The organism is Candidatus Kinetoplastibacterium oncopeltii TCC290E (genome assembly GCF_000340865.1).
GTDB classification, from domain to species: Bacteria; Pseudomonadota; Gammaproteobacteria; order Burkholderiales; family Burkholderiaceae_B; genus Kinetoplastidibacterium; species Kinetoplastidibacterium stringomonadis.
Map to the genome: position 1 here is coordinate 734,783 of NC_020299.1, position 20,153 is coordinate 754,935.

At 30.2% G+C, this 20,153-nt stretch carries 19 protein-coding genes; 12 read left to right on the plus strand and 7 right to left on the minus strand.

Features of this window, described 5'->3' with window-relative positions:
- Positions 1 to 167: 167 nt before the first annotated feature.
- Positions 168 to 1,604 carry a DEAD/DEAH box helicase gene (locus tag CONE_RS03340; RefSeq protein WP_015397330.1) on the plus strand — a complete coding sequence of 479 codons (1,437 nt, stop codon included), beginning with the start codon at positions 168 to 170 and terminating at the stop codon, positions 1,602 to 1,604.
- A gap of 14 nt (positions 1,605 to 1,618) precedes the next feature.
- Positions 1,619 to 2,815 carry a class I SAM-dependent methyltransferase gene (locus tag CONE_RS03345; protein ID WP_015397331.1) on the plus strand — a complete coding sequence of 399 codons (1,197 nt, stop codon included), beginning with the start codon at positions 1,619 to 1,621 and terminating at the stop codon, positions 2,813 to 2,815.
- On the opposite strand, the gene CONE_RS03350 is transcribed toward CONE_RS03345, so the two are convergent.
- A complete protein-coding gene (locus tag CONE_RS03350) occupies positions 2,804 to 3,916 on the minus strand; it encodes a tRNA nucleotidyltransferase/poly(A) polymerase-related protein (protein WP_235043360.1) in 1,113 nt (370 codons plus the stop codon). The two genes, CONE_RS03345 and CONE_RS03350, sit on opposite strands and share 12 nt — an antisense overlap.
- Positions 3,917 to 4,034: 118 nt before the next feature.
- Between CONE_RS03350 and CONE_RS03355 the strand changes: the two genes are divergently transcribed.
- Positions 4,035 to 4,649, plus strand: a complete 615-nt coding sequence (locus tag CONE_RS03355) for a 5-formyltetrahydrofolate cyclo-ligase (protein WP_015397333.1) — start codon at positions 4,035 to 4,037, stop codon at positions 4,647 to 4,649.
- Between the two features lie 125 nt (positions 4,650 to 4,774).
- Here the strand turns inward: CONE_RS03355 and CONE_RS03360 are convergent, their stop codons facing one another.
- Positions 4,775 to 5,002 (minus strand): DUF1289 domain-containing protein, encoded by a 228-nt coding sequence (locus tag CONE_RS03360; protein ID WP_015397334.1) that lies wholly within the window; start codon positions 5,000 to 5,002, stop codon positions 4,775 to 4,777.
- Positions 5,003 to 5,034: 32 nt separating this feature from the next.
- Complete coding sequence (metK, locus tag CONE_RS03365; RefSeq protein ID WP_015397335.1) at positions 5,035 to 6,186, minus strand: methionine adenosyltransferase; 1,152 nt, start codon at positions 6,184 to 6,186, stop codon at positions 5,035 to 5,037.
- A gap of 501 nt (positions 6,187 to 6,687) precedes the next feature.
- Here metK and CONE_RS03370 point away from each other — a divergent pair.
- The 7 genes from CONE_RS03370 (at position 6,688) to hslU (ending at position 13,347) form a co-directional block, all read left to right on the plus strand.
- Positions 6,688 to 7,599: a lysophospholipid acyltransferase family protein gene (locus tag CONE_RS03370; protein ID WP_015397336.1), complete on the plus strand. Its 912-nt coding sequence runs from the start codon at positions 6,688 to 6,690 to the stop codon at positions 7,597 to 7,599.
- Positions 7,600 to 7,621: 22 nt separating this feature from the next.
- Positions 7,622 to 8,503 carry a diaminopimelate epimerase gene (dapF, locus tag CONE_RS03375; protein ID WP_015397337.1) on the plus strand — a complete coding sequence of 294 codons (882 nt, stop codon included), beginning with the start codon at positions 7,622 to 7,624 and terminating at the stop codon, positions 8,501 to 8,503.
- Between the two features lie 19 nt (positions 8,504 to 8,522).
- The gene (locus CONE_RS03380) at positions 8,523 to 9,515 is read left to right on the plus strand and encodes a tyrosine recombinase XerC (protein ID WP_015397338.1); all 993 of its coding nucleotides are present in this window, start codon (positions 8,523 to 8,525) and stop codon (positions 9,513 to 9,515) included.
- A 224-nt stretch (positions 9,516 to 9,739) separates the two neighbouring features.
- On the plus strand, positions 9,740 to 10,768 hold the full coding sequence (locus CONE_RS03385; RefSeq protein WP_015397339.1) for a CobW family GTP-binding protein: 1,029 nt from the start codon (positions 9,740 to 9,742) through the stop codon (positions 10,766 to 10,768).
- A 65-nt stretch (positions 10,769 to 10,833) separates the two neighbouring features.
- Positions 10,834 to 11,295, plus strand: a complete 462-nt coding sequence (dksA, locus tag CONE_RS03390; RefSeq protein WP_041862216.1) for an RNA polymerase-binding protein DksA — start codon at positions 10,834 to 10,836, stop codon at positions 11,293 to 11,295.
- A gap of 131 nt (positions 11,296 to 11,426) precedes the next feature.
- Positions 11,427 to 11,966 carry an ATP-dependent protease subunit HslV gene (hslV, locus tag CONE_RS03395; protein ID WP_015397341.1) on the plus strand — a complete coding sequence of 180 codons (540 nt, stop codon included), beginning with the start codon at positions 11,427 to 11,429 and terminating at the stop codon, positions 11,964 to 11,966.
- Positions 11,967 to 12,012: 46 nt separating this feature from the next.
- Positions 12,013 to 13,347: an ATP-dependent protease ATPase subunit HslU gene (gene hslU / locus CONE_RS03400; RefSeq protein ID WP_015397342.1), complete on the plus strand. Its 1,335-nt coding sequence runs from the start codon at positions 12,013 to 12,015 to the stop codon at positions 13,345 to 13,347.
- Positions 13,348 to 13,410: 63 nt separating this feature from the next.
- On the opposite strand, the gene CONE_RS03405 is transcribed toward hslU, so the two are convergent.
- The 3 genes from CONE_RS03405 to CONE_RS03415 form a co-directional block, all read right to left on the minus strand.
- Positions 13,411 to 13,677, minus strand: a complete 267-nt coding sequence (locus CONE_RS03405) for a YbeD family protein (RefSeq protein ID WP_015397343.1) — start codon at positions 13,675 to 13,677, stop codon at positions 13,411 to 13,413.
- 5 nt (positions 13,678 to 13,682) lie between these two features.
- Positions 13,683 to 14,936 (minus strand): D-alanyl-D-alanine carboxypeptidase family protein, encoded by a 1,254-nt coding sequence (locus tag CONE_RS03410; RefSeq protein ID WP_015397344.1) that lies wholly within the window; start codon positions 14,934 to 14,936, stop codon positions 13,683 to 13,685.
- 97 nt (positions 14,937 to 15,033) lie between these two features.
- On the minus strand, positions 15,034 to 15,696 hold the full coding sequence (locus tag CONE_RS03415) for an alpha/beta hydrolase (protein WP_015397345.1): 663 nt from the start codon (positions 15,694 to 15,696) through the stop codon (positions 15,034 to 15,036).
- A gap of 167 nt (positions 15,697 to 15,863) precedes the next feature.
- On the opposite strand from CONE_RS03415, the gene CONE_RS03420 reads away from it, so the two are divergent.
- Positions 15,864 to 16,667, plus strand: a complete 804-nt coding sequence (locus CONE_RS03420; protein WP_015397346.1) for a biotin--[acetyl-CoA-carboxylase] ligase — start codon at positions 15,864 to 15,866, stop codon at positions 16,665 to 16,667.
- A gap of 1 nt (position 16,668) precedes the next feature.
- A complete protein-coding gene (locus tag CONE_RS03425; RefSeq protein ID WP_015397347.1) occupies positions 16,669 to 17,463 on the plus strand; it encodes a type III pantothenate kinase in 795 nt (264 codons plus the stop codon).
- Positions 17,464 to 18,330: 867 nt separating this feature from the next.
- On the opposite strand, the gene aspS is transcribed toward CONE_RS03425, so the two are convergent.
- Positions 18,331 to 20,106 carry an aspartate--tRNA ligase gene (gene aspS, locus CONE_RS03430; RefSeq protein ID WP_015397348.1) on the minus strand — a complete coding sequence of 592 codons (1,776 nt, stop codon included), beginning with the start codon at positions 20,104 to 20,106 and terminating at the stop codon, positions 18,331 to 18,333.
- Between the last annotated feature and the right edge of the window lie 47 nt (positions 20,107 to 20,153).

Sequence of the window (20,153 nt, forward strand, 5' to 3'; positions counted from 1 at the left end):
CCTATTGATAAACTTATAATAGGTCTTCATTCATCGATTACCTGACCTCCTTTAGCCTGATATTTAAATAGATATAGATTTGGTCGGCACGATGTTACCCGTCGATTGTCATTTAAATGATAAAATTTAAGTGACACAATATTTATATTTAATAATAAGGTAAAAGCATGTCTTTTGAAAAAATAGGAATTAGCTCTAATATATTCTCTGCTCTGAAAACAGCAGGCTTTGTTTCTCCTACACCAGTACAAGAAGCTACTATTCCACAAGCATTATCCGGTAAAGACTTAATAGTATCTGCACAAACAGGAAGCGGTAAAACTGCTGCTTTCATGTTACCAATATTACAAATATTGTCACAAAAACCAAAATCTAACAATATTAATCCACAAGTATTAGTTTTAACTCCTACTAGAGAACTAGCCTTACAAATAACTAAGGCAACCGCTTCATATGGCATCAATATGCCGTGGTTGAGAATCGCAACAATAGTTGGCGGAATGCCATATAGAGAACAGATAAAAGCTTTATCTAAAAGAGTTGATATATTAGTTGCAACACCTGGAAGATTGATAGATCAGATGAGATCTAATAAGGTCAGTTTAGCTGGTATACAAATATTAGTTCTTGATGAGGCTGATAGAATGCTAGATATGGGTTTTATAGAAGATATAGAAACAATTGTCAAAAATACCCCTAGAGATCGTCAGACTATGTTATTTTCAGCAACTATTGACGAGTCGATAGATAGACTTGCAAAAAAGATGATGAATAGTCCTCAACATATTTCTCTAACTAGCAGCAAACAGAAGCATGATAATATAACTCAAAAGTTATTTTATGCAGATAATAATGAACATAAGGTTAAACTATTAAACCATGTGCTTAACGAAGCATCTTTAGATCAGGCGATAATATTCACATCAACTAAAAAAGGTGCTGATAAATTGGCAGAATGCTTATCAGACAGTGGTTTTTCTGTTGCTGCATTACATGGCGATATGAATCAAAGACAACGCACACGTACAATATCTCAACTACAAAAGAAACAAATTCGTGTGCTTGTTGCTACTGATATTGCAGCAAGAGGTATTGATATAAATGGCATAAGTCATGCCGTTAATTTTGATCTACCTATGCAGGCTGAAGATTATGTACATAGAATTGGACGTACTGGAAGAGCTGGAAGGAATGGTTCAGCCTTAAGTTTGGTTACTAATGAAGAAAGACATAAAATACGCAGAATAGAAAAATATATAGGACAAACTATTTTGGCAGAAACAATAGAAGGACTAGAACCTAAAATTTCTAAAGTTTCTAACGATAGCCCTAACAAAAAAAACAAATATAGAGTCAATCCGAATAGGAATGAACTATCCAGTAAAAATAACACATCTAGAAAATTTTCTTTTGCAAATAAAACAAAAGAAAGGATAGATGGAAAAAAGATTTCTTCTGAAAGAATAGATGGAAAAAAGATTTATTCTGATAGAACTCCATCCAAAACTAATAATAATCAAAGTAGAAAACAAAATACATCTAAAAGAAGCAGTTTTAAAGAAAATGTAAGAGATACTAAATTTAATGAATCTAGAAGAGCTTAAAAAATACTTTAAAAATGAGTACGATTAGGTCCATTTTAAAAAACTTACACCCATCATCAAAAGAACATTTAATGTTGATGATGGATTTTCTTAATGAGAAAATCCAGTCTACAAATGAGCACGCAATAAAATTTGAGGACTGGATGAATGAAGCACTGTACAATCCATTTTTTGGTTACTATGCTTCCAAAAAGAATATAATTTTCGATGGAAGCAACAGACTAAATAATATTATTAATGGAGATTTTGTTACAGCTCCTGAATTAACCCCAGTATTTGCAAAAACATTATCAAGACAAGTTGCTCAAACATTAGATTATCTTGGCTCCAAAAATATTATAGAGTTTGGAGCTGGTTCAGGTATATTAGCTAAAAACATCATACAAGAATTTAGAAATATTGATGTTAAAGTAAATTATAAAATAATAGAAATTTCCAATCCCTTAATTTCTATTCAAAAACAAACATTAAATTCATTTAGTAATCAGATTGAATGGTTATCAAAATTACCGGATGATTTTGAAGGATGTATTATTGCTAATGAATTACTAGATGCTATGCCAGTATCAATATTTCATTATTCTGATAATAAACAAATCCTAGAAAAATGGGTTGGGATAAACCAAAGAGGGGAGTTTATTTGGATATACAAACCAGCAGATAATAGATTATTAGAAGCTATGGAAAAAATAATACCTATAATAGACTGTAATTATACTTCAGAAATAAATTTTCAAAGTGATGCTTGGATTAGAACCATACCAGAATGGCTCAAAAGAGGTGTAGTATTTATAATAGATTATGGATTTCCACGTCATGAATACTATCATACGCAACGTACAACTGGCACATTGATGTGCCATCTAAATCATATAGCATATTCTGATCCATTTATAGCACCTGGCATACAAGATATAACATCACATGTTGATTTTTCATCTATAGCTGAAGTATCTGCAGAATGTGGGTTAGATGTATTAGGATACACATCATTAGCAAACTTCCTTATAAACTCAGGCATAATAAATGTTGTTGAGGATCTTGATAAATCAAATTTAAAAAACCATATTGAGACACTAGGAGCTGTTCAGAAATTACTATCAGAAATTGAAATGGGAGAATTATTCAAAGTCATTGCAATAGGAAAAAATTTTCAAAAAAATCTCATGGGATTTTCACATAATGATAGATCACACAAACTAATACCATAATTCATTCAAAATTTTCGATCTCTCAATATCTAATACATTCTTTATCTGTAACGGATTTTTTCCACAAGCTTCTATAATAGGTATCATTTCAATTTTAGTGATGTTGTTTAACATATTAAGCCATTTATCTATATCAAATTTTTCCAATATATAAAGAACTTTCAATAACTCTGTAAAACGCTTCGGTCTTCTAAAGAAATCTGATTTATATAGAAGGTTTATTATTTTACGGTTATCATTAATTTTCAATTTAAAAACAATATCTGCAATTAATTGAAGTAATTTTGAAGAATTTTTACAGGAAGACGGAACTTTGAGTTTATTACCTATTTCTTCAATTTTATTAGAATTTATACATAATAAAGCATATCTACTGGCTAAACTAATATCAATAGAAAATTTATCCAAGGCATCTTTTACCATCTTATTCAAATTCAAACCAGGTGCTACGTACTCGATAGCTCCAGTTTTAAGCATAAAATCTATCATTCTAGATGGAGACTTCTCCATTAAACCTGAAGATAATTCTTTCCAAATTCTCTCTGGTTTCAAATATTTAAGCTCCCCACTTTGAACTAAGTTACAACATAAATTTATCGTATCTTCAGCAACTTGAAAATTATCAAATTTAGCACAAAATCTAGCTAATCTCATAACTCGCAAAGGATCTTCTTGAAAAGCAAAACCAACATGACGTAAGATACCTGCTTTTAAATCATGTAAGCCTCTACAAGGATCAATCAGAGTTCCTTTTTTATCTATAGCAATAGCATTTATTGTCAAATCCCTACGCTTTAGATCGTCTTCTAGGGTTACATCAGATCCTGTATAAAATTTGAAGCCATTGTAACCTACATCTACTTTTTTTTCTTTCCTGGCTAAAGCGTATTCTTCTTTAGTAATTGGATGTATAAAGACTGGAAAATCTTTCCCAACTCTTTTAAAACCTCTTTTCTCCATATCATCAGGAGTAGAACCTACTACTACCCAATCCCTATCCTTAACTGACAGATTGCACAAACTATCACGTACAGAACCACCTACTGCATATATTTCTAGACCGCAAATAAAATTATCTTCATCCATATAATAATTACTCATGAGTTCAAAAAGATACATTACATTATTATTACAATTACATAACAATATAATACTTTATAAAATCAATATAAATTAGTCATAATCATGTAATTATATGAAAAAAATAGATGAGTAAAAGATGACAAATAAAAAAATTAGATCAATTCTTAAAATAAAAAGACTAGAAATGTCTGCAGAAGAAAGAGATATTGATAGCGATAGTATACAAAAACAACTTTTCCATTGGATAAAGAATATAACTGCAAATTCTCTGAAAACAGAAAATAGCCTACAAATAGCAACATTCTGGCCAATGAAATTGGAACCTAATATTATATGGCTAAACAATAAATTATCAGAACTAGAAAATGTAAATCTTAGTTTGCCTGTTACTAAAGATTCTGATAGATACCTGGAATTCAGAGAATGGGATCCGAGTGTACAACTAATAAAAGGTAAATATGGCATATTAGAACCATATTCAAAATCTGTAATTACAAAACCTAATATAATATTTGTGCCAACTTTAGGATATAGTAATGTTGGAGACCGTATAGGATATGGTAGTGGTTACTATGATAGAACATTAGCAGAACTTATAAATCAGAATTATAAATTTATAACTATAGGAATAGCATGGGACCAAGGGTTAATAACAGAATCTTATAAAGCTGCTCAACATGATATAAGATTAAATGCTATAGTGACACCAAGTGGCTGGATAAATAAATCATATAAAGAATATATACCATAAGATGGCGCTGTGAATTTACATAAAGCATGAAATCTTAAATAAAAAAATATAGTAGGATAGGCATTATGTAATTACCACCTTAATCCTACTAATAAAATGAAACATTAGAATTTTACAAATTTAGACTAAATATTATTTTTTCGTGGGTATCCCTCTGACTTTATGCGATTCCACACAGCTAATTTCTCATCATTGTTTAAAATCACCCAGTTTGAAACTTCAAACAATGTACGTCCGCAACCACGACAAATGTCATCGAAAAGTGTAGTACAAATACCCACACAAGGAACATCAGTAACACTTAAAATACTATTTTCAGAATCTTTTACTGAGGGATTATTAATAAATATCATTTATAAGTTCACTTTAATACAAATTAATAAAATTATATAAGATTTTTTATTTTCTCAACTTTATCTATTTTTTCCCAAGTAAATTCTGGCTCTGTTCGACCAAAATGACCATAAGTAGCAGTTTTAAGATAAATAGGCCTTAATAGATCTAACATATTTATTATGCTCTTAGGTCTCAAATCAAATACTTCTAAAACTAATTTGGAAATTTCATTATCCGGAATAATACCAGTACCCTCAGTATAAACTGTGACATTAATTGGATTTGATAATCCAATAGCATAGCTAATTTGTACTTGGCACTGCCTAGCCAAACCTGAGGCAACAATATTTTTCGCGATATATCTAGCTACGTAAGAAGCTGATCGATCTACCTTAGAAGGATCTTTGCCAGAAAATGCCCCTCCCCCATGCGGACAAGCTCCACCATATGTGTCTACGATAATTTTTCTACCAGTAATTCCACAGTCACCTTGTGGACCACCTATTACAAAACGACCAGTAGGATTAACAAGGAACTTTGTCTTGCTTGTAATTATATTTTCTGGAAAACTGGGTTTTATAATTTCTTCAATTACAGATTCTACTATCGTTTTATGAGAAACATCGGGAGAATGCTGGGTAGAAAAAACAACAGTATCAACATTATAAGGCCTACCATTAACATACCTAAATGTTACCTGTGATTTTGCATCCGGACGTAACCATGGCAATCTACCATCTTTTCTTAGCTCACTCTGACGCTGAACTAGTCTATGAGCGTACCATATTGGAGCTGGCATAAGGCAATCAGTTTCATCACAGGCATAACCAAACATTAATCCTTGATCACCTGCACCTTGGTCCAAAGAATTTTTATTTTTAACTGGTGAAATTCCAGCTGCTATATCTGAAGATTGCTTACCGTAAGAAGAAATGACTGTGCAATCGTAGTCTGAACTATTATAGCCGATTTTTTTGATAATATCTCTTGCAATTTTTACATAATCCACCTCTGCATATGTAGTGATTTCACCAGCTAAAACTATTATTCCATAGCCACATAAAGTTTCAGCTGCAACACGCGCATTAGGATCGACTGCTATTATTGCATCCAAGATTGCATCTGAAATCTGATCTGCTATTTTATCTGGATGTCCTTCAGAAACTGATTCTGAGGTAAATAAAAAATCGTTATCTTGCACAAAAATGATTCCTTTTAATATTTAAGCTAAACTACATCGAATTGAACTATTGTGTTTATTTTATCTCAATCTATAAATTAAGGGCATCATTTACTTCAAAAAACAATAACTAAAATTACTCACATTGTATTATTTCAAATTTTTATTCATATAAAAAATATTTTTCAAGTGATAGTCTGTTTTTGTATGAACAATAAAAAAATTTAACAATTAATTGTCTTGAATAAGATATGCAAGTTTTCATTCCCATATTAATATTATTTTTCAAACAATAATGTATAATGAATTAAAAGCATAACATGCAAATACTAGGATTATATTAGTTATGTAATAATATTAATTGCAAAATTTTACACAAATAAAGCGTATGTTCTTTAACCGTGTATCATATTAGCATAGTCTTCTATATCTAATAAGTTCTATAAAACTTATGTGAGAAATAGAGGAAAAATTAAATATAAGATAACATGTAAGAAACCTCTCTAATGATTGATTAATAAAGTGACTTACTTCTGTATAAAATTTCGAGCATTAAAAATTATTTTTCTAGAATTTTTTTTCAAAAAATTATCTAGATTAAGTGATGAGTATAGATTAAAGACAAGCTATATTTTCGGACATATTATTTATATCTTTTTAAGAAAAAGGGTTGAGGTAGCACGTAAAAATTTACATGCTTGTTTCCCTGATTTAAACAAAAAAATGATAAAAGAATTGTTGATAGAACACTGTAATACAATAGCACTATCAGTTATTGATAGAAGCATATTGTGGTACGGAGACCCAGAAAGAATAAAATCCATAGTTAGCATAGAAAACATAAATGTAATTCAAGATCTAATTGAAAATAAAAAAAAGGTAATGATATTTATGCCACATTTGCTTGGAATGGATGCTGCTGGCACTATACTAAGTTTAAACCTTCAAACTATGGCATGTGTATATAGACCATCTGGGGACAATGAACTAAATTACTTTGTAAAAAAAGGAAGATCAAGGTTCAATAAAACTATATTAATAGCAAATAAAAATAATATTAGAAAAATGCTTAATCATTTTTCTGAGTATAGGCCCGTTGTTTACCTACCTGATATGGATTTTGGCCCTAAACAATCTATATTTGTTCCATTTTTTGGAATTCAAACATCCACATTAACTACAACTGCTATTATAGCAAAAAAATGGGATATTACAGTAGTACCAATGGTTCCTTACATAGATACAAAAACTGGTAAATACAAAGTTATAATAATGGATCCATTAAAAGATTTTCCTGGGGAACTTTCAGTAGAGGAAGCAACTACTCTATTAAATAATAAAATAGAGTGTTGGATAAGAAAAGCTCCTTCTCAGTATTATTGGATACATAGAAGGTTCAAGACAAGGCCTATTGGACAAAAGAGCTTATACTAGTGATAAAGATAAGGTATTAAAAATGAAACTAAATTTTACTAAAATGCACGGCATAGGTAACGATTTTATAGTTATAAATGGAATAGAACAACCTGTTGTTATGACAACAGAGCTTGCAAAAGCTATGGCTGATAGAAATTTTGGTATAGGGGCAGATCAGATTTTATTAGTAGAAAAAACTAACAATAAAAATGCTGATTTTCGATATAGAATATTCAATGCAAATGGAAGTGAAGTAGAACACTGTGGTAATGGAGCAAGATGTTTTGTTAGATTCATACATAAACATAAATTATCAAACAAGAATCCTATAATAGCAGAGATATCAAAAAATATCCTAATATCTTTATATGAAAATAATGATAATTCAGTAATAGTTAATATGGGTTCTCCTGATTTATCTCTGAAATCTATTCCTTTTAATAATTCAGGCTTACAATCAAAAATACAATCACAGGAGATATTATGGGAGTTAGAATTAGATTCTGATACAAATATTTATTTTTCTGTATTATCTATACCAAACCCTCATGCCGTAATATGTGTAGAAAAACTTGATGATGACTTTGTTAAAAAAGTAGGACCTTTTTTGGAATCAAATGAAAGATTTTCGCAAGGGATAAATGTCGGATTTATGCAAATAATTGACCGTAAAAATATTTCAATAAGAGTTTATGAAAGAGGATCAGGAGAAACATTGTCCTGTGGTACTGGAGCATGTGCTGCAGTTGTATCAGGAATTAGAAGAGGTTTATTAGATTCACCAGTACAAGTACATACACGTGGTGGCACATTATTAATATTTTGGGATGGAGAAAATGTTCAAATGCAAGGGTCAGCTGAATTTGTTTTTGACGGTACTATAGATATAATGAAAATTATACCTCTGAAAAACAAATATTAAAAATAAAAGAGGACGATTATTGCTAACAAAAAACATTAATTTCAAAAAAACTAATTTAAAAAAACCACTGAATGATTGGCTAATATACATTTATACTAATTTACGCTACTCAAATAATACTTTTAATAATTACAAACATGATCTATCTTTGTTGGATAAATTTGTACATGAAAACAATATATCTCTAGAAGAAATAACAACAGAAAATGCAAGAAGTTTTTTTGCAAAAAGATATTCTCAAGGTATTGGTCCTAGGGGAATAGCAAGAACCTTATCAGCATGGAAGAGTTTTTACAATTGGTGGGGCCCAAAAGTAAATATGATGAATAATCCAATATCTGGAATTCGATCGCCAAAAGCAACTCGACCACTACCAAAATCACTTTCTGTCGATCAAATGAAGAACTTTCTTGATAAAAACAAATATTATGTAGACAAATCATCTTCTGATTGTGTTATGTTTCGTGATCAAGCTGTTGTTGAATTATTATACTCTAGCGGATTACGTTTATCTGAATTGATTTCAATTGATATAAAATACGAAAATAACACCAACTATAAATCTACAAGCTGGATCGACTTAAATCAATCTGAAGTAATAGTTCTAGGAAAAGGGAATAAACAAAGAAAATTGCCAATAGGGAATACTGCTCTAGAATCTATAAAAAAATGGATTGATTTGCGTGACAAATTTATACTAGAAACTAGTTCTATAAGTGACAAATGTGCCTTGTTTCTTGGTATAAAAGGAAGGAGACTATCACCTAGAGTTGTGCAAACGCAGTTATTAAAATTATCAAAAAAGTCAAATTTATCTATTCATATATCGCCTCACATGATAAGACATAGTTTTGCAAGCCATTTACTACAATCTTCACAAAACTTGCGCGCTGTGCAAGAACTATTAGGTCATGCAACAATATCAACAACTCAAATATATACAAAACTTGATTTTCAACACTTAGCATCAGTTTATGACAAAACACATCCAAGAGCGATCAGAAAAAAATAATCTAACCTTATTAGCAATTTTATTATTATTTTAATAAATTAAATTGACGCTTAATTTCTTATAACATATGCTTATGGTCTTAAACTAATATAGAACAAATTAAATAAAGGTATCGAGTCAAGCTTAAATTTAAAAATCTTGATCTTATATAAGTATATGAATATATATTTAGTATATTAAAACCATCTGTAAATATACTATCAAACTCCATAGAGAATATAGTTATGGCTCCTTATAAAAATTTAAATAAAATGATCCCAGTAACAATAATTACCGGATTCTTAGGTGCTGGAAAAACTACTTTACTCAAAAAGATTCTATCTAAATTAAAAAATTACCGTTTAGCAATCATAGAAAATGAATTTGGTTCTGAAAGTATCGACAATGAACTCTTAATTAAAGAAACAAAAGAAGAAATTATAGAACTTTCTAACGGATGTATATGTTGCAACATACGTGGAGATTTAGTAAAAACTTTACTAGATTTAAAAATAAAACAGTTAAACAAATTATTAGAATTTGACCATGTTATAATTGAAACGACTGGCGTAGCAAATCCAGGACCAGTTTGTCAAACTTTCTTTATGGATAACGATATTGCTGATTATTATAGATTGGATTCTGTAGTTACTATAGTAGACGCTAAACACGGTGTTGAAACACTAAAAAATCGAATTGAAGCACAAAAACAAATAGGATTTGCTGATAAAATTTTAATATCAAAATCTGATTTGGTTAATGATAACGAAATTAGTTTATTAAAAAAGCATTTAATAAAAATTAATCCAAGATCTCCTATTACAAAGATAAATTTCGGTGATATAGATGTGGATAATATATTAAATATTAATGGATTTAATTTAAATGACGTACTTAATATAGATTCAGAATTTTTAAAAGAAGAAGAGCACCTTTGTTCTGAAACATGTCATCATAATGATAATGAAATAAGATCTTTTGTTTTTTTATCAAACAAGCCCTTTGACTCCGAAAAGCTAGAAATTGTTCTTAGTGAGCTTACAGAAAAATATGGTTCTAATATGTTGAGGTATAAAGGTATTCTGTATATGCATGATACAAATAAACGTATCATACTTCAAGGCGTTCATATGTTAATGGGTGCAGAGCAAGGAAATGAATGGGAATTCACACAAAAGCCAAATACAAAAATAGTATTTATAGGTCATAAATTACCTAAAAATTTATTTATAGAAAAACTAAACGAATGTACCGTGGATATTAGTAAAACTTAATATATAGATCTAAGACAAAATTATTAATTGTTTTTAGTAGCATTAAATGATTAATGGATACCTTTATGAAAAATAACGATAAAAATACAAGCCAAGAGACTACAAATGTAAGAGATAATAATCTTTTACGTGAGAATTATATTCTTTCAATGCCAGAAGATAAATATATGAATGATGAGCAATTATCGTTTTTTAAAAATAAACTTAAACAATTAGAACAAGAAATTTTATTAAAAGCTGAAGAGACTACTGAATACCTAAGAGAAACTCAATTTGTACCAGATCCTGCTGATAGAGCTACTATAGAGGAAGAACATACAATTGAGCTAAGAACTAGGGATAGAGAGCGAAAATTGTTGAAAAAAATACAAATATCAATCGCTAGAATAGAGAATGGTGAATATGGATGGTGTGAAGAAACAGGTGAGCCTATAGGAATACCTAGACTCTTAGCAAGACCAACTGCAACTTTATCTCTAGAGGCACAAGAAAGAAGAGAAATTCGACAAAAATTATATGGTGAATAACTATATTCTTATTTGTAACCAGCATAGTCTTAAATTGATATATTTTTCGTAATTAAACTTAACTAAAACTTAACTATAAAACTTTTAAAAATAATATTTATTATATAGTTATATAAAAACATGGAGGTTTTATGGAGTCGTTTCATGCTACGACCATAATATGTGTCCGTCGTGGCGATAAAGTTGCATTAGGTGGTGATGGTCAAGTAACCATGGGCAATATAGTTATAAAAGGAACAGCAAAAAAAATTCTAAAACTGCATAAAGACACAGTGCTAGCAGGTTTTGCTGGAGCGACAGCAGATGCCTTTACATTACAAGAATTATTTGAAGCAAAATTAGATAAGCATCAGGGTAATCTAATAAGGGCTGCCGTAGAAATGACCAAGGATTGGCGTACTGATAAGATTCTAAGACGATTGGAAGCTATGTTAATAGTTGCTAATAAAGAACACACTTTGGTTCTTACCGGAAATGGTGATGTTCTCGAACCGGAGCATGGAATAGCAGCTATAGGCTCTGGAGGACCATATGCACATGCAGCAGCTATGGGTCTAATTTATAATACAGAATTATCTCCAATAGAAATAGTAAAAAAATCATTAGAAATTGCATCAGAACTATGTATATATACTAATGGTAACCATATAATTGAAACTTTAGATAATTAATAACTATTATTTAGTAATTACATATTTATAATAAGGGAATTAAGACATGTCAGCTTCAAGTATGACACCAAGAGAAATAGTTCTTGAACTGGACAAGTATATCGTTGGACAGAATCGTGCCAAAAAATCTGTAGCAATAGCATTAAGAAATCGTTGGAGAAGACAACAAGTGCCGGAAGGATTACGTCAAGAAATATATCCTAAGAATATTTTAATGATAGGTCCTACTGGAGTTGGAAAAACCGAAATAGCACGCAGACTAGCAAAATTAGTTAATGCTCCTTTCATTAAAATAGAAGCCACTAAATTTACTGAGGTTGGTTATGTCGGTAGAGATGTAGATACTATCATTAGAGACTTGGTTGAGTACTCTATAAAGCAAACTAGAGAAATAGAGATATCATTAATAAAATCTCAGGCTGAAGAATCAGCTGAAAAGCGTATACTTGATATAATCATCCCTAATGCTAGAAACTTAGATGAGGAATCAGATCAATCTAATGAAAATAATACTAGACAAACATTCCGTAAACGTTTGAGAGAAGGAAGATTAGATAATTTAGAGATAGAAATAGAAGTTAATTTTGCATCGCCACAATTAGACATAATGACTCCACCTGGCATGGAGGAAATAGCAGAACAATTAAAAACTGTTTTTGCTGGAATTTCTAGTGAGAAAAAAAAAACAAAAAAAGTAAAAATTAAAGAAGCTTTCAAAATTTTCATTGAAGAAGAATCTTCAAAAAGAATAAATGAGGATGAAATAAAATTCAATGCGATCAGGAATGTTGAACAAAATGGAATTGTATTTTTGGATGAGATAGATAAAATAGCAACTAGAAACAGATCTGATAATGCAGAAGTTTCCAGACTTGGTGTTCAGAGAGATTTGCTTCCCCTAGTAGAAGGAACATCAGTCAATACAAGATATGGAATAGTGAAAACTGATCACATCTTATTTATTGCATCAGGTGCTTTTCATTTATCAAGACCTTCTGATCTTATACCAGAACTACAAGGTAGATTCCCTATAAGGGTAGAGCTAAATTCTTTATCTATAGAAGATTTTTCTCATATTTTATCTGATACGAATGTGTCTCTTACCAAACAATATTCAGCTTTGCTGGAAACAGAAAATGTGAAACTTGATTTTCAAAATAGTGGCATAACTAAAATAGCAGAACTTGCATATTCAGTTAATGAAAGAACAGAGGATATAGGAGCTAGAAGATTATATACTTTAATGGAAAAACTCCTTGAAGAACTGTCTTTTGATACTTCTAATGCTAATGGAAAAACTATAATAATAGATGCAATGTATGTTGAACATCAACTGAAAGAAATAGTATTAAATCAAGACTTATCTAGGTATATATTATAAGAAACAAAGAAGTGATGATGCAAGATATGTATCATCACTTCTTCTATTAGAGAAATTTGATATTTATATAATAAAAGATACATTAGGATGTGCGTATAAAAGCTTATATAAGCTATCAAAATGTTCTCTAGAAACAATATAAATATTTAAAGTCATACTAATATATTTCTCTGATTTGCTTAAAGTCAGTTTATCACACGAATATTTTATAGAAATTTCATAAGAGTTCAATAAACTAAATATATCATCAACAAATCCAGGATTGTTCTTTCCAATAATTTTGATTGGAAAATAATTAGGATAAATAATATTTGTTCCTGTGTTATACATATTCACTAATGCTCAAACCAGCGTCTAATAATATCTTTAACTCGACCAAATAAACCTGCCCTATTAATACTACTATTTATTCTAAGTTTTACAGTTTTCAATATTTGGTTATCTATACTAAACTGCAAGACTCCGATAATCTGATCTTTATATAATGGAGCTATTAATGGATCAATTCTCTCTATAATTAATTTCACATCTCCTGCTCTACCTCTAGGCACAGATAACCATAATGGATCCTTTGGTCTAAGATTGATTTTATCTGAGACTCCTTCCCAAACCCTTGCTTCTAATGATTTTGAACTTTTCTCTTCAAACATTGCAAGCGTATCAAAATTTTGAAACCCCCAATTTAAAAGCCTCAAACTTTCTTCAGTTCTTATAGCTTCTGTGTTAGCACCCAATAACACTACTAGTATACGGCGATCACCTCTAAGTGCGGTAGAAACAAGACAATATCCGGCTGTATCAGTATATCCAGTTTTTAATCCATCCACTGATGGATCAGACCATAGTAGACGATTACGATTTGGCTGAGTTATTCCATTAAAAGTAAATTCTTTTTGTTTATAATAGTGCAAGAAAGATTCATGTTTTTTTAAAAAACTTATTGATAATAAAGAAAGATCACGAGCTGTAGTTAAATGACGTGGATCAGGCAAACCTGTAACATTCGTAAAACTACTACTTTCCATACCTATTTTTTTTGCTTCACGGTTCATTAAATATACAAATGAATCTTCATCACCACTAACAGACTCTGCCAAAACAATGGATGCATCATTACCTGATTGTACAATCATACCTTGTAATAATTCGCTAATAGATACTTTTTTATTTGGCTCTAGGAACATTCTGGAACCAACAGTTCTCCAAGCTTTCTCAGATACAATAACATTTTGTTCTGTATCTAAACGTTTATCTTCTATGGCATCAAAAACAAGATATGCAGTCAGTATTTTTGTTAATGAAGCAGGCTCAACTTTCAAATCTGGATTTGAATATGCTAGTACTTGTTCACTATTCACATCTACAATTATCCATGACTTGGAAGATATATTCGGTTTGGGTAAAAATGAAACACTGCTTACAGGGATCGATGGTTTGTCTGAATCATTTGAAATAGAGAGGATACCATCTAATTTGTTATCCTCTGATCTCACAGATAAAGAAGAGCTCATTAACATTATTAAAGAGACAGCAAAAGTAAGTCTTGCAATGAAACTTAAAGTACATTTAATTTTTAAAAACATATTCATCAGTCAATATGAGATTCAACATGTTGCGCCTATAAAGCATATTTATAAACCAACCGGGTATATAATTAACGAAAACCATGCTGATATTATAAAATAATTAGCAAGATGACGACACATTAATACTAAGATAAGCTGCTATTATTCGTCTTAATATTAGCAGCTTTCCATGAAAAAAATGAGTACAAGATGGAACCATAACAATTGGCAAAGACTTTGGTCTAATCCATTCTAATAACTCATTGAAAGGAACTACTTCATCATCTTCCCCATGGATTATTAAGCTATTTTCCGGCAAAGAAACTTTTTTAAATTCAAAACGATGTATAGCAGAACCAATTATAATTAAAGACTTATATAGACAATAATTATTATTATGTAATAGAGAAGAATAAATTTGTGCTGCTACAGCTGAACCAAATGAAAAACCAGCTAGCATTATAGGGAGTTCAGCCAGCTCTGGATAAGATATCATTATCTGAGACAATAGAACTGTCATGTCTTCTGTTTCTCCAATAGCATTATCAAAAACACCATCAGATTCACCAACACCTCTAAAGTTTGGTCTAATAGATACCAGTCCTCTATTTATACATTCACGTGCGATAGTAGTCACTATTTTATTGTCACGAGAACCACCGTATAATGGATGAGGATGCAACACAAGAGCTAATCCTACAATCTTATCTAAGGGCCATTCTATGACACAATCTATATTACCAGAACCGCCATGAAAACAAATTTTCTCCATTCTTGAGCACATAAAAATAACAAAGAAATATGAAGGTTTAAATTAGGTATTATACATCAATGAATATAAAGTATCTTATAATATTAATTATAAATGGACAATTAATATTATATTTTATGGTCAAACATAAAGTATGTTGTATAAAATATTATTATTTATAGCAAGGTTATAGTTTTTATATGATAGATAGCTACAAAAATTTGACTGTCAATAGTATAGTTGAGCAATTAAAAGAATATCTTAAAAGCTTCAAAAAAATATCTTGGAAAGAATCGACAGGGTCTACTAATTCAGACTTGATTTCACTTACAAGAGATAATAATTCCAAATTACCTTGTTTATTAGGAGCAAGACACCAATACAATGGTAGAGGAAGAAATGGTAAAATTTGGATAGATGACTGTGAATCAACACTAATGTTCTCTTGTGCTTTCAATCTGTCTAAATCTACTAAGGATTTAAGTATATTGCCTATAATCATAGGTATAGCCACATGTGAATCATTGCAAAAATTATCTAATAAAAAAGATATAGGTTTGAAATGGCCAAATGATATATATTGGAAAAATAAAAAACTATCTGGAATCTTGATAGAAATAATCAAAAATAATCATATAGTTATAGGCATAGGAATAAATATAGATAATAATGATAAATTATCAGAAAGAATAGACCAAGATATAACCAGCTGGAAACAGATTGTTGATAGCCCAATATCTAGCAATGATTTTATAAATATAATAAAATCATTAGCTTTATCTTGGTTAAGATCTCTAATTTTATTAGAAAAATATGAATTGTCATCAATTATTAGAAAATTTCACAAAATAGACGTTTTATATGGTAGAACTGTTACAATCGAGAGCCATGATTCCAAACTAAATGGCATAGCATACGGCATAAACAGCAAAGGACATTTAGTTGTAAAGACTCTCAATGATACTCATGTTGTACATCTTGGTAACGTCTCTGTTAAATTTTAATATGATAATATTAATCGACTCTGGAAATAGTAGAATAAAAGTAGGCTGGTTTTTAAATAAAAATGGCTCTATCAATAGAGAACCACACGCTGCAATATTTGATAATTTAAATATCAAATCTCTTAATCAATGGCTATTATGTTTGCCTAAAAAACCGAATTATGCATTAGGTGTAAACGTAGCTGGTAAACATCGCGAAAATATAATAGAAAAAGAGCTAAATAATATTGATTGTAAGATCAAATGGGTAGTCGCTAAAAAAAGAACATCTATATTAGTAAACAAGTATAAGAACCCTAATCAATTAGGAGCAGATAGATGGGCTGCAATGATAGGAATTGTTGAAAAACAGAGTAAAATTCATCCCCCATTAATAGTAGCAAGTTTTGGCACAGCTACTACTATAGATATAATAAGCCCAGAAAATGTTTTTATAGGAGGTATTATACTTCCTGGATCTTTTATGATGAGGCAATCACTTACAAATGGAACAGCTAATTTACCAATGTCTAGTGGAGAATCATCTGAATTTCCATTGGATACTATTAACTCTATAAACTCAGGAGTTTCCTCAGCACAATCAGGAGCATTAGCAAGACAATGCATAATAACATTTAAAAAATATCACCAATTTCCAATAATATATGTGACTGGTGGAGTGTGGCCAGAAATAGAGAAAGAAACTAGGCAACTAATTAATGAGATAGAATTCAAAAGTGAGAAAAAAGTAGACATAATATATGAAAATAGACCAGTTCTAGATGGATTAGCTATCATAGCAATGCTAAACAAATAATAGAAGATTTATATCTTCTTAGATATCGATCTTCTTTGAAAATTTATCCAAGCTTCAAAAACTAATTCCATTAGAGCTATTTTTTTAAAAAAAATAGCAGATAATCTTCCATAACTATTAATTTTTCTTCATCAATAAGCAACTATAGTTACAGTAATATCGATATCGGCAAGACGTGTATGATAATTTAATGTAGCAAAATTACCTGAAACTATAAATATTATCAATTTTTAAATGTTTGCAATAATATCAAATTATTCTTAATAACGAGTTATCAATAAAGATAAATACTTACCATTTCTATAATTTTGCACCTTTTTATATATGATATATTGTCTCATATATGTCAAAAATTAATTTTGAATGACAAATTGGCTATTAATTTAAATATTATTATGATAAAGGGTTTTTGGTATAACCTTGAGGAATCAGCTAAAGTAATAGGTAATTTATATTTATTTGCAGTTTATCAAAAACTCACTCTTCTATGTAGAAAAAATGTCCTGTATTTTTTATATCAAATATAAAAATTGTATTTCCAAATAAAAGTAAATCATCAAAATAATATTAAGTTACACAATGCATATATAAATTAAGCAACAGAAATCATTGATTAATTAAAATTATAGCACAAAACAATATTATCAATTCCAATCCGGATAATATATTATTTTTGAACATTTTTTAAATTTTTGGAAATATTAATAGCAAGATATTATTTAATTTAGAACAAGAACTTAACCTTCATTCTCTATAAATATTTTAAATAGTTGTTCAAATATAAAATAGAGAATATAAATCTCAAAAACATAAAAATAATATCTCAGCCACTACAAATTACACTTTCTGGATATTAATCGTTAATATTTACCTCAATTTAATATGCAACTCCTTTAATTGCTCTTCATCAACAATAGAGGGCGCTTCAGTAAGTAAACATTGAGCTCTTTGAGTTTTAGGAAATGCTATAACATCTCTTATGGAATCAGAATTAGTTAGCAAAGCAACAATTCTATCAAGACCAAAAGCTATACCTCCATGAGGAGGGGCTCCATATCTCAAAGCATCTAACAAAAATCCAAACTGCTCTATTGATTTTTTTTCGTCAATACCTAAAGCTTTGAATATTTTACCTTGCAGATCAGTATTAGATATTCTTATAGAACCACCTCCTATCTCCCATCCATTTAATACCATATCATAAGCTTTAGAGATAACCTTGTCATACTCTTCATTGTCAAGAAAAGTATCATGACCATCTTTTATGCTTGTAAAAGGATGGTGTACAGCAGAGTATCTATTATTTTTATCATCAAATTCGAACATAGGAAAGTCGATTACCCATAATGGCTTCCATCCTTCTGAAAATATCCCTGTGGCTTTTCCAAACTCACTAGTTCCTATTTTTGCCCTCAACGATCCTAAGGAATCATTAACTATTTTCTTCTTATCTGCTCCGAAAAATATGATGTCTCCATCTGATGCCTCAATACGTTTAATTAAATTGAATAAAATCGAATCATTTATATTTTTTAATATGGGTGATTGCAATCCATCACGTCCATCATCTACTTTATTAACCTTTATATATGCCAAACCTTTAGCACCATAAATTCCTACAAATTTTGTATAATCATCAATTTCTTTTCTAGAAAAAGTAACACCACCAGGTATTTTTAATGCAGCTACTCTACTATCAATACTGTTAGCTGCATCAGAAAAAATTTTTAAATCGGAATTAGCTACTATATCAGTAACATCTATAAGTTTAAGATTTACTCTTAGATCTGGTTTATCAGAACCATAATTATGCATTGCCTCTTTCCAAGACATTACTGGAAAAGTTTCTGGTAAGCTCACATCCTTAACTTTTTTAAAAATAAACTTAATCATCTCCTCGAATATGTTTCGTATCTCTACTTCTTCTAGAAATGATAGTTCACAATCAATCTGAGTAAACTCTGGTTGTCTATCTGATCTTAAATCTTCATCTCGGAAACATTTTGTAATTTGATAATATCTATCAAAACCAGAAATCATCAACATCTGCTTAAAAAGTTGTGGTGATTGAGGTAAAGCAAAAAAATGTCCCTCATGAACGCGAGACGGAACTAGATAATCACGAGCTCCTTCTGGAGTACTTTTTGTTAATGTAGGAGTTTCTATTTCAATAAAACCCATTTTGTCTAAGAAGCTGCGTGCTGAAGAAGAAACACTATACCTAGTCATCAAGTTTTTTTGCATCTTGACTCTTCGCAAATCTAACACACGATTGAGTAATCTTGTATTCTCTGATATGTTAGTATCATCTAATTGAAATGGCAGTGATATTGCAGTATTGAATACTGTAACTTCATTACATAAAACTTCCAAATTACCGGTAGACATATCAACATTAACTGTCCCTTCTGGGCGTGATTGAACAAAACCTGTGATACCTATGCAGAATTCATTACGAATGGTTTCTGCAATTCTAAATACTTGTTCATTTGGGCTAAAGACAACTTGTACCAAACCGGTTCGATCACGTAAATCTATAAAGATTACGCCCCCATGATCGCGACGGCGATGTACCCATCCATATAAAGTGACTTTTTGTCCTAAATGTTTACTACAAACCTGTCCAACATAGCAGGTACGCATTGGAATTACTCCATTTAATAATAAATAAAGGTGTACTATAACATCAA

Coding starts and splice junctions, on each gene's coding strand:
- hslV (WP_015397341.1), top strand. CDS start 11,427: ATGGAGTCGTTTCATGCTACGACCATAATATGTGTCCGTCGTGGCGAT.
- hslU (WP_015397342.1), top strand. CDS start 12,013: ATGTCAGCTTCAAGTATGACACCAAGAGAAATAGTTCTTGAACTGGAC.
- CONE_RS03415 (WP_015397345.1), bottom strand. CDS start 15,696: ATGTGCTCAAGAATGGAGAAAATTTGTTTTCATGGCGGTTCTGGTAAT.
- CONE_RS03410 (WP_015397344.1), bottom strand. CDS start 14,936: ATGAATATGTTTTTAAAAATTAAATGTACTTTAAGTTTCATTGCAAGA.
- CONE_RS03360 (WP_015397334.1), bottom strand. CDS start 5,002: ATGATATTTATTAATAATCCCTCAGTAAAAGATTCTGAAAATAGTATT.
- aspS (WP_015397348.1), bottom strand. CDS start 20,106: ATGCGTACCTGCTATGTTGGACAGGTTTGTAGTAAACATTTAGGACAA.
- CONE_RS03340 (WP_015397330.1), top strand. CDS start 168: ATGTCTTTTGAAAAAATAGGAATTAGCTCTAATATATTCTCTGCTCTG.
- CONE_RS03345 (WP_015397331.1), top strand. CDS start 1,619: ATGAGTACGATTAGGTCCATTTTAAAAAACTTACACCCATCATCAAAA.
- CONE_RS03425 (WP_015397347.1), top strand. CDS start 16,669: ATGATAATATTAATCGACTCTGGAAATAGTAGAATAAAAGTAGGCTGG.
- CONE_RS03355 (WP_015397333.1), top strand. CDS start 4,035: ATGACAAATAAAAAAATTAGATCAATTCTTAAAATAAAAAGACTAGAA.
- CONE_RS03405 (WP_015397343.1), bottom strand. CDS start 13,677: ATGTATAACACAGGAACAAATATTATTTATCCTAATTATTTTCCAATC.
- CONE_RS03385 (WP_015397339.1), top strand. CDS start 9,740: ATGGCTCCTTATAAAAATTTAAATAAAATGATCCCAGTAACAATAATT.
- CONE_RS03420 (WP_015397346.1), top strand. CDS start 15,864: ATGATAGATAGCTACAAAAATTTGACTGTCAATAGTATAGTTGAGCAA.
- dksA (WP_041862216.1), top strand. CDS start 10,834: ATGAAAAATAACGATAAAAATACAAGCCAAGAGACTACAAATGTAAGA.
- CONE_RS03350 (WP_235043360.1), bottom strand. CDS start 3,916: ATGAGTAATTATTATATGGATGAAGATAATTTTATTTGCGGTCTAGAA.
- dapF (WP_015397337.1), top strand. CDS start 7,622: ATGAAACTAAATTTTACTAAAATGCACGGCATAGGTAACGATTTTATA.